General features: G+C 40.4%; 17 protein-coding genes and 1 pseudogene. 2 read left to right on the forward strand and 16 right to left on the reverse strand.

Features of this window, described 5'->3' with window-relative positions:
* Positions 1 to 142: 142 nt before the first annotated feature.
* The 4 genes from F952_RS14105 to F952_RS17140 are packed head-to-tail and all read right to left on the reverse strand — an operon-like array spanning position 143 to position 2,771.
* A complete protein-coding gene (locus tag F952_RS14105) occupies positions 143 to 748 on the reverse strand; it encodes an isochorismatase family protein (protein WP_004929082.1) in 606 nt (201 codons plus the stop codon).
* A 24-nt stretch (positions 749 to 772) separates the two neighbouring features.
* Positions 773 to 1,504: a pirin family protein gene (locus F952_RS14110; protein ID WP_004929085.1), complete on the reverse strand. Its 732-nt coding sequence runs from the start codon at positions 1,502 to 1,504 to the stop codon at positions 773 to 775.
* 11 nt (positions 1,505 to 1,515) lie between these two features.
* Positions 1,516 to 2,589, reverse strand: a complete 1,074-nt coding sequence (locus tag F952_RS14115; protein WP_004929087.1) for an alkene reductase — start codon at positions 2,587 to 2,589, stop codon at positions 1,516 to 1,518.
* A 56-nt stretch (positions 2,590 to 2,645) separates the two neighbouring features.
* The gene (locus tag F952_RS17140) at positions 2,646 to 2,771 is read right to left on the reverse strand and encodes a hypothetical protein (protein ID WP_261630735.1); all 126 of its coding nucleotides are present in this window, start codon (positions 2,769 to 2,771) and stop codon (positions 2,646 to 2,648) included.
* 113 nt (positions 2,772 to 2,884) lie between these two features.
* Here F952_RS17140 and F952_RS14120 point away from each other — a divergent pair, with 113 nt between their 5' ends.
* Positions 2,885 to 3,772: a LysR family transcriptional regulator gene (locus F952_RS14120; RefSeq protein WP_004929090.1), complete on the forward strand. Its 888-nt coding sequence runs from the start codon at positions 2,885 to 2,887 to the stop codon at positions 3,770 to 3,772.
* Between the two features lie 311 nt (positions 3,773 to 4,083).
* On the opposite strand, the pseudogene F952_RS16970 reads toward F952_RS14120, so the two are convergent.
* Both F952_RS16970 and F952_RS14125 read right to left on the reverse strand, forming a co-directional pair.
* Positions 4,084 to 4,200: pseudogene (locus tag F952_RS16970) on the reverse strand (Y-family DNA polymerase); the annotation flags it as partial.
* A gap of 2 nt (positions 4,201 to 4,202) precedes the next feature.
* Positions 4,203 to 4,814, reverse strand: a complete 612-nt coding sequence (locus tag F952_RS14125; RefSeq protein WP_004929097.1) for a LexA family protein — start codon at positions 4,812 to 4,814, stop codon at positions 4,203 to 4,205.
* Positions 4,815 to 4,957: 143 nt separating this feature from the next.
* Between F952_RS14125 and F952_RS14130 the strand changes: the two genes are divergently transcribed.
* Positions 4,958 to 5,203 (forward strand): hypothetical protein, encoded by a 246-nt coding sequence (locus F952_RS14130; RefSeq protein WP_004929099.1) that lies wholly within the window; start codon positions 4,958 to 4,960, stop codon positions 5,201 to 5,203.
* Positions 5,204 to 5,409: 206 nt separating this feature from the next.
* Here F952_RS14130 and F952_RS14135 read toward each other — a convergent pair whose 3' ends face one another.
* The 10 genes from F952_RS14135 to F952_RS14175 all read right to left on the reverse strand — a co-directional run bounded on the left by F952_RS14135 (position 5,410) and on the right by F952_RS14175 (position 15,210).
* Positions 5,410 to 5,850 (reverse strand): PaaI family thioesterase, encoded by a 441-nt coding sequence (locus F952_RS14135; protein WP_004929102.1) that lies wholly within the window; start codon positions 5,848 to 5,850, stop codon positions 5,410 to 5,412.
* Between the two features lie 451 nt (positions 5,851 to 6,301).
* Positions 6,302 to 7,006, reverse strand: coding sequence for a PqiC family protein (locus tag F952_RS14140; protein ID WP_017385246.1), 705 nt, complete (start codon positions 7,004 to 7,006; stop codon positions 6,302 to 6,304).
* A gap of 4 nt (positions 7,007 to 7,010) precedes the next feature.
* Positions 7,011 to 8,666, reverse strand: a complete 1,656-nt coding sequence (locus F952_RS14145; RefSeq protein WP_161634730.1) for a PqiB family protein — start codon at positions 8,664 to 8,666, stop codon at positions 7,011 to 7,013.
* 43 nt (positions 8,667 to 8,709) lie between these two features.
* Complete coding sequence (locus F952_RS14150) at positions 8,710 to 9,444, reverse strand: paraquat-inducible protein A (RefSeq protein WP_050816570.1); 735 nt, start codon at positions 9,442 to 9,444, stop codon at positions 8,710 to 8,712.
* A 44-nt stretch (positions 9,445 to 9,488) separates the two neighbouring features.
* A complete protein-coding gene (locus F952_RS14155; RefSeq protein WP_004929111.1) occupies positions 9,489 to 10,169 on the reverse strand; it encodes a paraquat-inducible protein A in 681 nt (226 codons plus the stop codon).
* A gap of 238 nt (positions 10,170 to 10,407) precedes the next feature.
* Positions 10,408 to 10,518: a hypothetical protein gene (locus F952_RS16900; RefSeq protein WP_004929115.1), complete on the reverse strand. Its 111-nt coding sequence runs from the start codon at positions 10,516 to 10,518 to the stop codon at positions 10,408 to 10,410.
* Between the two features lie 167 nt (positions 10,519 to 10,685).
* Positions 10,686 to 11,669, reverse strand: a complete 984-nt coding sequence (locus tag F952_RS14160) for a zinc-binding dehydrogenase (RefSeq protein ID WP_004929117.1) — start codon at positions 11,667 to 11,669, stop codon at positions 10,686 to 10,688.
* A gap of 44 nt (positions 11,670 to 11,713) precedes the next feature.
* Entirely contained in the window at positions 11,714 to 12,394 is a 681-nt protein-coding gene (locus F952_RS14165) for a type 1 glutamine amidotransferase domain-containing protein (RefSeq protein WP_004929119.1), read from the reverse strand.
* A complete protein-coding gene (locus tag F952_RS14170) occupies positions 12,391 to 13,020 on the reverse strand; it encodes a TetR/AcrR family transcriptional regulator (protein ID WP_004929123.1) in 630 nt (209 codons plus the stop codon). The genes F952_RS14165 and F952_RS14170 overlap by 4 nt, the downstream gene beginning before the upstream one ends.
* Before the next feature lie 321 nt (positions 13,021 to 13,341).
* Positions 13,342 to 15,210 carry a non-contractile tail sheath protein gene (locus F952_RS14175; protein ID WP_004929126.1) on the reverse strand — a complete coding sequence of 623 codons (1,869 nt, stop codon included), beginning with the start codon at positions 15,208 to 15,210 and terminating at the stop codon, positions 13,342 to 13,344.
* Between the last annotated feature and the right edge of the window lie 27 nt (positions 15,211 to 15,237).

Below are 15,237 nucleotides of genomic sequence, written 5' to 3' on the forward strand. Positions count from 1 at the left end.
CAATACAAAGATATTTTAGTGGAGATTCTTTGAACTTAACACTGACCCAGAGTTCATTTGAAGGAACGATAGATATGAGAGCCACGTTTAGATTAGTTAAGGCTATCTGTCGAAACATATAGCCTTGACCCTCTAGTAACATTTAAGCAATTTCAGCACCTAATGCTGGAAATACATCTGTAAACAACAGACCAATCAATTGTTGCCCCGTGGGAGAAGACCAGTCTTGCGCGATTTCTGCCATGAGTGTATTAGTGGCTGTGAGTACAACGCCCGCATCGTGCATACGCTGACGAGAAAATTCTTCTGACAAATCACTTGGTGAGCCAGAAGCATCTATCACAGCTTGTACAGCAAATCCTTCAGCTACAGCATCTATTGCTGGAAAAATAAGGCATACATCTGTAGTAACACCCGCCATAATTAGATTTTTTCGACCTGTTGCTACTACAGCATCATGGAATTCTTGATCCGCCCAAGCATTAACCACACCTAGACGCTTAACACGAGCTTCATAGGCTTCAGGTAAAGTTTCTGCGATTTCTGGCAGAATTGGTCCTTGCGCATTGTCTTCTTGGCTAGAGGTAATAACTACTGGTATCCCAAGAATCTTAGCCATTTTAGCCAATGCAATTGACTGCTTAGCAGCGAGTTCCTTGTCTATATTTTTTATCAGTTGCATCGTACCAACTTGGTGATCAATAAGGAGTAATGCTGAATTTTCAGGAGTAAAACGTTGATTAGTCATGGTAAATTCCTTGTTAAATTTGGATTAAGCATATAATGGAGGTCCGCTGAACAATACGATATGGGCACTCCCTTGTGGGGCTTTAAATGTCATATACCGAGAAAAATTTTGGGCTGGGAATACAGGAGTTATAAGACTCTCGGGATTAAATTTTTGACCTTCTACTTCAAATATTCCAGCTATAGGCATGACAAACATGTTATGACCAATTGCAATTGGTAAATTAATCTCGGCACCATCTTGTAGTGAAATATCGAGCATTGTCACTTCCGTAGGTGGGTTCACTGGGGAATGAACATCACCATAACGACCTAAAGGTACTCGAACTGTTGCGTTTGACAGGTGAATTACAGGGACATCTTGAGCCTCAAGAATTAATGGAAAAGGCTCGATTTGACTGTTTGATTCAGAGAGACCTACAAAAATTTGTAATCCATGGACAGTTTTTCCAGTTTCGGCAGGAACTTCCTCGTGCGAGATCCCACGGCCTGCCGTGGTCCAATGCATCCCCCCCGCCTGAATGAGATTCTGAGTCCCAATAGAGTCATGATTCAACATTCCTGTTTCAGAATCTTCTAACAAGTAAGAGACAGCTGATATACCCTGATGACGGTGAAGAGGGAAAGTTGGAGCATTCATCCAATAATGATCGACACCCAAGATTGGAGAAATTAGCGATTCTTCTGCACGTAATCCATAGCCATAAAATTGATTACCATGGCTAGCGCGTTGAACTTTAGCGATAACAATAGACATAATTGCAGCCTTTAAATTTTATCAGATGCATTTAAAGCTGGATAATCGACATAACCTTTTGCATCACCACCGTAATATGTCGTTTTATCTGCTTCATTCATTGGTAAATTTTGTTGCAGACGATTTACAAAATCTGGGTTTGCAAGAATCATTTCGCCATAAGACTCTAAATCTGCTAAACCTGATTCAACATCTGTTCCAATCTGTTCACGCGGACGTCCGGGCCGGTTAACTATTAATGCCTGTGTCCATAGTTGACGTATATCTTGCAACAATGTTTCATTGCCAAGATGCATAATGTGTAGATACACAAGTCCAAGTTTATTAAGCTCTTTTACAAGATAATGATATAATTCTGGGCCTTCTTGACCTTCATCAATTCCCCAAAGCAAAGAACCTGGAGAAAGACGAATCGCAGTTTTATCAGCACCAATTTCTTCTGCAATAGCAGTTGCTACTTCAATAGCAAATCGAGCGCGATTCTCAATAGAACCACCATATTCATCTGTACGGGTATTTGCCGTTGGTGCAAAAAATTGCTGAAATAGATAAGCATTGGCGCCATGAATTTCCACACCATCCGCACCCGCTTCAATTGCAGATCGAGCAGCATGTCTAAAATCCTGGATAGTCTGTTTAATTTCTTTAATCGTCAATGCACGAGGTTTCGGAATTTCTTGCATTCCAGTGGGTGTGAATGTAACTGTACCTGGAGCAATAGATGAAGGAGCAACAGCTTGACGATGATGCGGGGTGTTATCAGGATGTGACATACGACCAACATGCATCAATTGAATGAAAATGCGTCCACCTTTAGCATGTATTGCATTGGTGATTTTTTTCCAGCCCGCAATATGTGAATCTGTATAAATACCCGGCGTTGCTAAATAGCCCTGACCATCTTCAGAGGGCTGTGCACCTTCAGCAATGATTAATCCCACACTTGCACGCTGAGTATAATACTCAGCTGCTAATTCGCTAGGTGTGCCATCAAACTGAGCACGTGATCGTGTCATTGGTGCCATAGCTAGTCGGTTTGCTAATTGATACTGACCGATAAGAATAGGTTTAAATATTTGATTCATGATTCACTGTCCAATAAATTGATTTAGATAATTTGATGCAACTTAATCTAATTTTCTTAGATACGAACTTCACCATCATCTGCTGCAACAAGCTGACGAGTTGCAACTGCATCTTCAAGCGTAAGCTTGACCAATAGCATTTGCTGTACCAGTGATGACAATAGTCCCTTTAGACATGACACTATTCCTTATTAAAAGTTAAAGATGCCAGTAAGTAGAAATAGTATTAACGAGTCAGCCTTTGGGATAAATATGGTAAAATGGAACTTATTAATCCATTATTGGGATAATCTGGATGGAATTTCTTAACGATATGGCATTGTTCGTAGAAGTTTGCAAAGTGATGAGTTTTAGAAAAGCTGCTGATAAGCTGAATATGCCTAGTTCAACACTATCAAGAAGAATTGGTCATTTAGAAAAAGAAATAGGTTTACGATTGCTCCATCGAACAACAAGAAAAGTAGAGCTAACAGAAGCAGGCCAAGTTTATTTTGAGCGTTGTAAACCAATTGTCAGCGAAGCACTATTGGCTCATGAACAGCTTGGAGAAATGTTATCTAAACCCAGTGGGTTACTACGTATTTCTTTACCGGTTGATTTTGGAGTAATGATTTTGGCTCCACTACTCACAGAATTTGCAGAACTTTATCCTGAAATTAACTTTGAAATTGATTTGACCCCCAAACTGGTTGATCTAGTTAAACAGAATATTGATGTAGCTATTCGAATGGGAAACCCACCAGATTCAAATTTAATCGGCCACAAATTAATGCAATTTCGAGGACAACTTTATGCATCCGCAGATTATTTAGAAAAAAATGGACATCCAAATCATCCAAGTGATTTAGTCCATCATCAATGTCTGAGTTTTCCAAACAATTTACTGTGGAAACTGAATCATAAAAATGAGACTGTAGATGTTAAGATTACTGGAAGATTCATGCTAAATAGTGTTGGTATGATGCGAAAATTATCAATTCTCGGCCAAGGAATTATTTTTACACCTCGTGCGATAGTTTATGATGATATAAATAAAGGGCTATTAGTACCCATTCTTACTGAATGGCAAGGCGATTTTCTACCTGCTTATGCAATGACAGAAACCCGTTTACTTCCTGCAAAAGTTCGAGTTTTTATTGATTTTTTACGAGAAAAATTAATGAATTTTACGACTCACTCTTAGAGAGTCCATATTGTGACCGTCTATAAAATGAAAAAGCCATTTAGAATGAATGAAAACTTTACATATCCATATTAATGACGACCCCAAAAAATATAAAATACGAGTCTTTAAATTATTATTTACCTTATTGATATATTTATTTTTCTTGATTCTTTTACTAATTATTTAATTGGATAATATCTTTGTGATTTGTGGCAAAGTATTTGGGACATATCTGGATGGCTTTTAATATATTCTGAATAGCCGCCAAAATTCTAGACACGCATAACGATCTTTTAATGGGTCTTTTCATAATCTAATGGAGAACGTTGACCATCGTTACTTGAAAGTACAATCACAGGGCGTCCGTTTAATTTTGGCTCAAAAATGCGCTCACAACTGACATAGGCATTGTTAATGTCAATGAGCGCAAAGATTCTCTGACTCATGACTAACGCATAGGTTTCAGATTGTAAGTTACTACACCCCAGATCACGAGTTCTTGACCTTCATCGATATAAATATTCTGAAAATCAGGATTTTCTGCTTTTAACCAGACTTTAGGCGGATGAAAATGATGATCGATCATCAGACGTTTTACCGTAAACTCATTGTCAACCATCGCAATCACGATATCACCTGCTTTGGCCGTAATACTTCGATCTACAATCAATGGATCATCAATATCAATGCCTGCATCCAGCATAGATAACGAATTGGCCTTTACAATAAACGTCGCATTTTCATTACGAACCAAATATTCATTCAGATCCAGACTCTGCTCGACATGCTCCTGTGCAGGTGATGGCAAACCAGCAGCAACACGTTCTGTTGCTAACGGAATCTGGTAGATCTTTGTTGGATTGGGCTGTATCGCCTGGACTTTCAGTGCCGAATTAAAATCAATAAGATTGTCGGTTTTCACGTTATCTAAAAGCCAACGCTTAATAAAAGCAACCTGAGATTCTGGCACTCGAATGACTTTAGTTGGCTCTTGGTATTTGGCCTTACGTCCAGCATTGGTGCGGGCACCACCATGCTCATTTTTATTTTGTTGTGACATCAGCCCTCCTAACACAATGTTTTCTCAAGTTAAAATAATCTAACTTGAAATCGTTACAAATTCAAGTTGACGCACGATAATTTTTGCATAACAATGATCCTCATCAGATCAAATTATCTACAATTTCTGATAGGGAGTTTAAAATGAAGAATCAACGTGATGCAATTTTAGGTTATGCCCAAGAGCTACATGCTTACTACATTCAGTTTATCGAAAATAATAAAATCCTAGAAAATCGTTATGGGCTGGTCTGTAAAGATACCGAACAAGCCGAGCATATTATGACGACACTAATGCTAAAGAAGACATTCTGGATAGATGGTTCAACATTGCAAGATATTACTAGAGGTCTACAACCTCTGATTGCTGGCTTTAGTCATGCCTGCTAAATCTGGGTTTATTTTAGAGTAACTTGAATGATTAATCTTGCGCCATCTGGCTTGATTGCATCCCTTGCCCATTCATTTGTTAATTATCTGGTCAAATGACGCAATCTTGCCTGAAGCGAACATCACATACATGATGAGTAATCATTTGGCAGAAAAATAAAGCGCTTAAAATTATGATGCTCAATCAAATACGTTCAGATTTATGCCTATTTTTGTCGAATAATCATATTGGTCGCGGTGGCATGCGCATACAGTTTTCCATCTTCATCACGTAAATAACCTTCTGAAATCACTAAATTTTTACCTGTATTAATCACTTTACCTTCAGCAATTAACTTTTTGTTAAATGGCATAGGTCGACACATTTTAATAGCCAAATCTGTTGTGCCATATCCTTCACCCGCTGTAAGCACAGTATGTGTTGCACAGCCTGTGACCGAATCCAGCACTGTCGCTGCAAATCCACCATGCACACCACCTAATGGATTGCTATGACGTTCATCGGCAGTCGCCACAAATATCACACGGCCATATTCCACCTCGGCCACTTCATCCATGCCCATCGTTTTGGCAATTCCAGGAGCTGGTACCAGTCCTTTTTGAAATGCTTGCATGATTTCAAGTCCAGTCATTTGTTGTGGATTCATTATTATCTCCTTGGGTAAAATTTAACGGGTAATCTTTGAAGTATCCATTCCTGTTTAACTGAACATGGCTTAAATCTGCCCCCATGTTCAATTCTGTTTGAGCTAATAGTCAGGTACTTCTACAGCCATATCTTTCAATATTCTGAAACTCATCGTCCGTATAATCTACTAGTATAGATGCATGTACTTTTTGCCTTGATTTTTTCGACAGAGATATCACTCACCTAACACATATAATCTGCTCATTAAAAAGTTCCTTTTTAGAACTTATTAATGAAAACATAGCTGTTTCTCAATATGCTGTCAATCAGACTTGGTTATTCAACTCTAAGCTTGTCCCAAAATGAATTTTTTATTCCCGTAAAGATACCGATACAATTGCTTGATCCACAAAAATAAAAGCCATTACATCAAATGTAATGGCTCGAACACATTGGAAGTTTTATGATTTCTACGATGAACAGATAACACCTTGCATCGTGACTGGTGTTTTAGCCTCTGATGCGATTACTGAAGCAGAGACTGCCTCAACGACTTGATTCAGTGCCAAGCTAGAAGCACGAACGATTTCGCGAGTTTCGTGTCCACCTTTACTTACCTTTTGCTGAAAAGCCAAACGACAGCTTAACTGTCGACTCCAGTCTGCTGCCTGGCTGGCATTTGCTGGTAACGTTAGTGCTTTGGCAGGATCATCGCGCTTGATGATCCAGGCGACAGCCACATCAATATTCAGATTACCGGACTCTGCTTGTTTCACGATGTCAAAACGCGAAAAATCGGTAGCAATACGATATGAAACCTTGCCCCCTGTCATGCCACTACTATAACGGTCAACAGCACCGAGTTTCTGTTGTAATCCTGCCGAAAGACCATCTCTTAACTCGGCATCGAATGTTGAAGTCCAGCGCTCATTGTCAAGAACTTTAGACTGGCCGTTGGTTTCTTGTATCACCAAGGGTGACCGACTTAAGCGGTCTGGCAAGCCAACAGGTAATACCTCAATCACGCGCACACTAGAACTGGCCAGTGGCATGACTTGGGGTGTCAGCGAATAGTAGTTTGGCGTAGGAGAACCTGAGCAGGCACTGAGCAGTACGGGTAGCATCAATATTCCACCATAACCTGCGCTGCGCTTTATCCCACGTGTGATGCTCATTTTTTTATTTATCACGGTCAGCCTCTGGGGTTTTTCCACGAATCAGAGATTCTGGGTGTTGTTCAATATAATCAGCCATCAATTGTAACGAAGCCGCAGCACGTGTCATTTGTTGTAATGCACGGCGTACATCTTGTTGCATCGGGGCATCACTTGACAGAATCGACTGGCTAGACTGCATGGTACGTCGGACATCATCCAGTGTGGCTTGGAAACCTGGCGCAACTTTACCATCAAGTTGTTTGACCAGCTTATCCGTCGACTCAATCGTTGTGTTCATATTATTGAGTGTCTTGCGTACATCCTGACCAATTTCAACCAATGGGAACTTGGTTAGCTTATCTGCAATTTGTGATACCTGTGCCTGTAAACCACTGAGTTCAGTCGGTGTCGTCGGTACTTCAGCCGCACCATCTGCATGCATGATCAGACTAGCTGGTTTGGCTTTAGGGAATTTATCCAGTGCAATGTAATTTTGACCCGTCAGCAGATTACCTGTTCGCATTTGTGCACGCCAGCCTTGCTGAATAAACGATCTGAAAATTTCACCATTTGGATCAAGCTCTTTACCATGTGCAAGGCGTGAAGGATAGATCACTGCCTCTACACGCATACGAAGCTGCGTATATTGCGCATTAAATTCAACATTGATGGATTTTACATTTCCAATTTCAATGCCCATAAAATCAATTGGTGCACCTGCCGATAAACCGCGTAAAGAATGATTGAAATACATAATAATGTGTCGTGGCCGACCATCAGGCTCTTTCATGGCATCACTGCGCGAATCAAACAAATTGAAATGACTATGATTGTTTGCCACACCTGCATTTGATGATTCTGGATAGCCAAATGCGATCCCGCCCGCAACAATACTCGCAAGTGATTGCGTATCCAGATTAAATCCAGATGCATTTAATGTCACATCTACGCCACTTGCTTGCCAGAACCGTGCATCGGTGGTTACAAACTTGTCATAAGGTGAACGAACAAATGTTTGTAACTCGACACTTTTTCCATCTTTAGACAAATTATAAGCTGTAATCTGCCCCACATTAATTCGTCGATAATAAATTGGGGAACCGACATCCAGCGAACCCAAATCATCTGCTTTTAAGAAAAAAACTTTTCCAGGAACATCTGATGAAACCACAGGTGGAACCTCAAGTCCCGTAAATTCATCCTTCTTCTCTTTAGACCGACCACCATCTACCTCGATATATGCACCAGAAAGCAAGGTATCAATACCCGATACACCGCTGGTTCCAATGCGTGGTCGAACTACCCAGAACCGTGAATCTTTCGATGCAAATTTACTCGCGTCCTTACGTAGTTCAATTTTGGCAATCACATGTGAGCCATCTTCTGCCAAATCAATCTGACGAACCAGACCAATATCGACCTGTTTATAACGAACTGTGGTTTTACCAGCGACCAATCCTTCTGCTGTGCGAAAAGACACATCAATTTTTGGACCAGTATCAATAATTGCTTTTACAGCCAAAGAAAGCGCAATGAGCAAAGCGACCAGTGGTACTAGCCAGATCAACGCAGGTCGCCAACGCCCCTTCTTCTTTTGGGGCTCTGGCAATCCTTGCTGTTTCTGGTTTTCATCAGTAACCGCGAGTTCAGTATTCGGCGTATGTTCAGACATGCTTATCATTCTTTTATTGGTCAGAATTAATCAAAAGTGTTTATCAATGTTACTGTTCTACAGAAATAGAAGATGTATTGTCTATCGTCTGCAATGGATCATGCTGCTTTGCCTGTGCTTTATAGTAATTGTCCCAGATGATGCGTGGATCAAAACTTAATGAAGCAAACATGGTAAGAACCACCACTGCACCAAATGCTACAGCCCCTGGCCCTGCCAGAATTGTTGCAAGTGATTGGATCTGAATGAGAGCAGTCAGAAGCGCCACAACAAATACGTCAATCATCGACCAGCGACCTACAAATTCAACAATTCGATATAACAATGCACAGTGTTCAGGCAAAAAATGCCATTTTGATGATTCCTGCATCCGTACTGCAATAAGTAGAAAGCACAGAATAATTAGTTTTAACATAGGAATGAAGATACTCGCCATAAAAATGACGACTGCGACCAAATAATCACTATTTTGCCAGAAATAGATCACACCACTCATAATAGTATCTTGCTGACGACCAAGCAACGAATCTGTCATGGTCATCGGTAAGACATTTGCAGGGATATACAAAATACTGGCAGCAATGACCAAGGCCAGTGTTCGATCCAAACTGCGGGGCTTACGTACATGTAAAGGGCTATGACAGCGTATACAATGCCTAGAATGAGCTTGTTCTGAATGATCAGAATCAACCTGATTGAGCAAACCACAGCAATGACATTCGATCAAGGACAAATCTACCGCTCTTGGATAGCGCTGGTTTTTGGGTGGATTCACTGGAGCCATATCGGAAACTTGTGGTAACGGCGTAGGATTTTGATGCTCTTGACTCATGGCACACACCTGTCTACTTCATCCCAAATATCCTTGATTTTGACCGATGCGATATAAACCAACAGTAAACTTAAGATTGCAAAGGCCCAAAGTGCTACACCTGGAATCACCACCACCATGCCCACCAATTTCACTAAAGTCACTAAAACCCCAATGAGAAAGACTTCAACCATGCCCCATACCCGAAACAGGAACAGTATTCTGAGTGCCAATCTTAGATAGGGAGGGCGCTGCTTAAAAATTCCAACAGAAGACAAAATATAAGTGAGGAGCAATAAATCAAGTAATGGAACAATGAACGTAGTAAATAGAATTAATATGCCTACTAATGCCCGATCAATTTGAAACATGGTCCAAGCTGCACCAAGCAATGTAGTTTGAGAGGTATTGCCCTGTAATTCGACCTTAACAATAGGGAAACTATTGGCAATTGCAAAAATAATGAGTGCAGTGACAACCAGAGCCAGCAATGAGGTGAGAGATCTGGTTTTTCGATACAGTTCGGCGCCACAGCACACACAATAGGCACGCTCACCTGCTGCAAGTTTAACTTTGCGATAAACCGTATCGCATTCTTCACAACCTGCCAATTCAGATACAGGAATATGTTCTCCTAAAATGTTGAGAGACTTCGATTCAAAAGATGCGACGGATTGATCTGAGGAAGGTTGACTCATGGAGCAAATTTCCATTTATTGTTTATTTGAAATCGAAATTAAATTTGCTGCTGGATCTGTCAATATACAAATTTATATTTCTTATGCCAATCATCTTAACCGATGATGATGCAGTTGGCACAACATTCAAACAAAAAATAAAATCACACCTGCACATCAAAACACTTAAACTCAAAAAGCCAAGCTTCTCAAATGTCTTTTCAACATATCAGTCTTTTTACTAAGGGTCGTGCTTTGATTATAACCAATATTCCCAGATGACATATCCAAGACCGAATCCGATCAAAGCATAAAATGTAATAATAAAAAATACGAAACTCGCTTTATTTTTCTTTTTTAAAAAATTCATGGCGATGCCCTAAAACTAGATCAGTTTAGAGTGTAATAGGATCATTATGAAATAATAGATACAGAATTTTTTCAAAAAAATATAACAGATCAAGATTTTATACTATAAAAAATCATCGGAAATGGTGATTTCACTTCCGATGATCAAGAGAGTTTAAATTTTAAAGCTTAGATACCCGATTTGAATAGTACTTTGCCTTTACGTGCACCCTGTGTAGACAGTTTAGCTGCTTCATCGACCTGATCAAATCTTAAAACAGCCTCCACAGGGAGCTGTAACTGGTGGGTCGCTGCTAAGTGTAACAACTCACTTATCAATTCACGCTTACGTGCCTGATCCATGGTTTTAGTGACAACACTTGCCCAAAAGCCTTTGACCACCGCTTGTTTAAAGATCAGATCACCCGATGATATTTTCATCGGCTCTCCTGTCATACTTCCAAATGAAACCAGGGTACTGTTTTCACCCAGTAAGTTCAGCATCTCGCCACTGGCTTGTCCACCAATCGAATCAACGCCCGCAACCAAAGTATTTTCCCCCAGAATAGATTTGACCTGATCTTTCCAGTCTGCCTGTTCTGTTGCGACCACATGCTCAATTCCAAGGGCAGCCATTTCTTCAATTGCACTTTCACGTCGTACTAGGTTAATCACCCCAATACCACGAGATTTGGCAATAAGGGCAACAGTTTTTCCAACTGCGCCATTGGCGGTATTTTGAATCATCCATTGCTTAGGCTTAATTGCAATAAAATCGAGCAGCATGAGTGCACTAATGGGCATACCAATCAGTTGCGCCGCGGTTTCATTATCAATTTCATCCGGTAATGGAATGAGCCCATTGGCAGGCGCTATAAAATATTCAGCCCAAGAACCGTGTACAGATGCAACAGCAACACGCTGTCCAACCTTCACATGGTCGACACCTTGGCCCAAAGCATCAATTAGCCCCACTGCTTCACTACCACCAATAGCAGGTAATTCAGGTTTATAGCCATAGCTTCCACGAACTGTCCATACATCATGATTATGGATTGGCGTCATAATGGTTTTGATACGAACTTGACCTGCTTCTGGTTGTGGAATAGGCATGTCACCCAACTCCAGTACGTCTACAGGTTCACCAAACGTCTTATGAATAATACTTTGCATAATAAAACTCTAAACTTATCTCGTGTTGTGAAATGATAAAAATATTAAGCTTTTAAAAGTGCAAGTAGATGCTCGGCAACGGCTTCGGAACTGGCAGGATTTTGACCTGTAATCAATTGCCCTTCCCGAACTGTAAATGATTGCCAGTCTGCACCTTTTTCATAATGTGCACCTTGAGCTTTAAATTCATCTTCAATCAAAAACGGTACAACATCAGTCAACTGCACGGCAGCCTCTTCACTGTTTGAAAAACCAGTCACATGCTTGCCTTTCACAAAAGAGTCGCCTGCTGCAGTTTTGACATTTTTAAGCACAGCAGGTGCATGACAAACCAAACCCAAAGGTTTATCCATAGCAGTAATCTGCTCAATCAGTTCAATCGATTTTTTGTCATTCGTTAAGTCCCACAGCGGGCCATGTCCACCAGGATAAAATACCGCATCAAAATCCTCTGCCTGTACCTGATCCAGCAAAACTGTATTGGCAAGCGCCTGCTGAGCCTGTTTGTCTTGCTCAAAACGACGTGTTGAATCTGTTTGTGCATCTGGGTCATTACTTTTTGGATCTAAAGGCGGCTGCCCACCTTTAGGTGATGCCAACGTAATGTCGGCACCTGCATCTTTAAATACATAATAAGGCGAAGTAAATTCTTCCAACCAAAATCCAGTCTTATGGCCTGTGTTACCAAGCTGATCGTGAGAGGTGAGAACCATTAAAATTTTCATTGATTTTTATCCTGTTGAACGTGATTACACCCATCCAGCATCATCTTGGTACTTTCCAAAGCTTGGAATAAAGGTGCTTTATGTTTATAAAGTTTGCTTAATAACGCTGCGCCCAGATACATCTGATAAATCACCTGAGCCAATACATCTGGAACTACGGAGGTTTGAATAGATCCCTCCTGCTGCCCTATACGAATTAAATCTGCCATACGCGCGATCAATCGTTTGACACCATCATTCATGATCAAACGCATATCTTCAGACAAGTCCGCCACTTCTGCTGCCATTTTGACAATCAGGCAAGATTCTGCCCAACTCTGCTCGGTTGCAGGATCTTTAACCCAGCACTGCAAATAGTTCATGAGCTTGTCACGTGCAGAGGTCTCTGTAGTCCACAGTTGATTTAAGCGTATTTGATAATCAGAGATGTAGTGCTTCAGTAACTCACAACCAAAGGCTTCCTTGGATTCAAAATAATGATAAAAGGAACCCTTTGGTACACCACTGGTTTTTAGAATTTCTTGCAAACCGACACCAACAAATCCTTTACGTAAAACCAAATGAAAGCCTGAATCCAAGATGTGCTGTCGTTTTGCTTCAGATTTCTTTACTTGATGTGTTGTCATTGCAATTTAAAAATAGACCAGTCGTCTATTATTATAGTGAAGTGACTGCCTATGTAAAGCAGACAGCACCCTATTCGATCAGGATACCCTGACGAACAGCTTTACTTCTATACAATGAATGCATGACCATGACTTTTACTTAGGCTACTGATTTTAATTAAAATTTAAAACAAAAAAGTGAAACATGTTTTTTGTTTCACTTTGGATTTTTATTTGGCTAACAACATAATCACAACAAAGTCCTGCTCAAACTGAGACGCTGTACAGACTCAACGTCATTTAGATGTACGTATAAACAAGACCTATTGAAGCCAAGATATTTTATAAAAGGATATTCGCTGGATAAGGCGTATTATCCTGTATCAAATCATAATAGGTTTGATCTGAGAAAAAACCATCAGGATATTGAGCATCAATGGTAATTGAATCAAACATCACTTGAGGATACGCCCAAACTAACTGTTTCATGATCATGGACGCTTCATTATTTTTAACATCGCCTAACACCCTTTGCCAAATAGGCAATCGATAAGGTTTGGTGGCATCAAAACCATAAATATAAGCAATTTGCGCATCAGGTACAAAGCCAGCTAAATATCCGACTTTATTGGAGGGATAAGCAAGCTCAGTCTGAGGAATCTGTTGAATAGCCAAATGCGTCAGATCCAGTCGGGCTTGCAAAATCCAGTCGTAGGCTTCTGTCATCACAAAATCAAAATTTGGATAAGCATAATATGATTCGGGATAGTTAATCTGCGTCATTAAGGTAGCAGGATCAGTATTAATCGAAGGTAGAAAAATTAAAGGCCCTACTTCTGCATCTGGATACTGTGCTTTTAGATGACTTCGAATATTTTGACAGGTTTGTCCCAGTTTCTGCTTTAACCAAAGTTTAAATTCATCATAAGGCGTACCTGACTTAGTCATGGCTTCTGTAATTGTACCTAAATCAGGGGCATACAATCCAGTTTCGTCATGAAAAGCCAATCGTGTTGCATAATCATAAACACATGGGAGATTGCTAGAATTGTTATACCACCACCACGGTTCTCCAATTTGCATCACCACATCACATCCACCTACTGTCAATGTGCTGGCAAATTCCTGAAATACCTGATCCAAATATGCCATGGCATTGACATGACACGGACTGAAGAAATAACTTGGCGGGGTATAACCCGTTTGCCCCAATTGATCATTCCAGTCTTTTTGCGCCCAATATTCATTGGCTGCCAGCGAATACATTTCAAAACTGATTCCAAATACAGGACGATATGCAGCAACATGTAGTGCTGTACTAAAAAACTGATGCCATTTAGACGCACAAGGATTGACTACACTCATTCCTGTATTCAATGGATCTGGAATTTGCCATTTCTGCACAGAACTGTCCCAATACATTTCGGGATAACGCGACATTCCACAATAATGGTTAATCATTCCCTGATAGCCCAGAGCAGTCAAATTATCGACTATCCGCTGTGGATTCAGATCATAATGATCATCATAGCTGGTACATATGCCTAGCTGATGTGGCGCTACAACAACTTGTTGCAAGGACAATGTTGAATTTGAACCCGTCACAATCGAATTTGTTAATCTCAAATAACCATCTTCTGGTGTCGCTAAGGCGATATTGCTATCTGGGTTGGAGATATGACTTGATGTAAATCCTGAAAAAAAGATCCTGCGAATATTGGTTACAGGAAATGCCTGATCTGCATTAAATCCTGCTTTTACAGTATTCCAGTCAATCTGGATATGAGCGGCTCTGGCATCGGGATGATTTGCATAATTAAATAGTGCGATATATGCCGTATGTTGCTGATTATTTTCCTCATAAATGACAGTCAATGTTAATGCAAGTGATGAATTGTTGAATACTGGCATACTCGAAGATACTGCAAGATCAAAATCCCAAACCATTCCTGAATAATCGAATTGAGTTTCGTAGGCGAGCAAGGCATGATCCTTGACATCCTCAGAATCCCAAATAATCCCCACCAGATCATGACTCATTCGTGATCGAAATACAGCTTCAAAGCCATTTTCGAAATTCGTGATCGCAAATGACATGGTTTGCGGCCCTTCGACACGCCAGTATTTGGAGGCAAATCTTGGGATTGTTGTGGTATTTATCGTTAAGGTTGGTTGCCCTGATTCCAGGCTGTTTTCTGTTGTATCACTCATATTTTTCACCGTTCAAAAGATTTATTT

The organism is Acinetobacter baylyi DSM 14961 = CIP 107474, assembly GCF_000368685.1.
Taxonomy (GTDB): Bacteria; Pseudomonadota; Gammaproteobacteria; order Pseudomonadales; family Moraxellaceae; genus Acinetobacter; species Acinetobacter baylyi.

Coding starts and splice junctions, on each gene's coding strand:
- F952_RS14105 (WP_004929082.1), bottom strand. CDS start 748: ATGACTAATCAACGTTTTACTCCTGAAAATTCAGCATTACTCCTTATT.
- F952_RS14110 (WP_004929085.1), bottom strand. CDS start 1,504: ATGTCTATTGTTATCGCTAAAGTTCAACGCGCTAGCCATGGTAATCAA.
- F952_RS14115 (WP_004929087.1), bottom strand. CDS start 2,589: ATGAATCAAATATTTAAACCTATTCTTATCGGTCAGTATCAATTAGCA.
- F952_RS14120 (WP_004929090.1), top strand. CDS start 2,885: ATGGAATTTCTTAACGATATGGCATTGTTCGTAGAAGTTTGCAAAGTG.
- F952_RS14125 (WP_004929097.1), bottom strand. CDS start 4,814: ATGTCACAACAAAATAAAAATGAGCATGGTGGTGCCCGCACCAATGCT.
- F952_RS14130 (WP_004929099.1), top strand. CDS start 4,958: ATGAAGAATCAACGTGATGCAATTTTAGGTTATGCCCAAGAGCTACAT.
- F952_RS14135 (WP_004929102.1), bottom strand. CDS start 5,850: ATGAATCCACAACAAATGACTGGACTTGAAATCATGCAAGCATTTCAA.
- F952_RS14140 (WP_017385246.1), bottom strand. CDS start 7,006: ATGAGCATCACACGTGGGATAAAGCGCAGCGCAGGTTATGGTGGAATA.
- F952_RS14150 (WP_050816570.1), bottom strand. CDS start 9,444: ATGGCTCCAGTGAATCCACCCAAAAACCAGCGCTATCCAAGAGCGGTA.
- F952_RS14155 (WP_004929111.1), bottom strand. CDS start 10,169: ATGAGTCAACCTTCCTCAGATCAATCCGTCGCATCTTTTGAATCGAAG.
- F952_RS16900 (WP_004929115.1), bottom strand. CDS start 10,518: ATGAATTTTTTAAAAAAGAAAAATAAAGCGAGTTTCGTATTTTTTATT.
- F952_RS14160 (WP_004929117.1), bottom strand. CDS start 11,669: ATGCAAAGTATTATTCATAAGACGTTTGGTGAACCTGTAGACGTACTG.
- F952_RS14165 (WP_004929119.1), bottom strand. CDS start 12,394: ATGAAAATTTTAATGGTTCTCACCTCTCACGATCAGCTTGGTAACACA.
- F952_RS14170 (WP_004929123.1), bottom strand. CDS start 13,020: ATGACAACACATCAAGTAAAGAAATCTGAAGCAAAACGACAGCACATC.
- F952_RS14175 (WP_004929126.1), bottom strand. CDS start 15,210: ATGAGTGATACAACAGAAAACAGCCTGGAATCAGGGCAACCAACCTTA.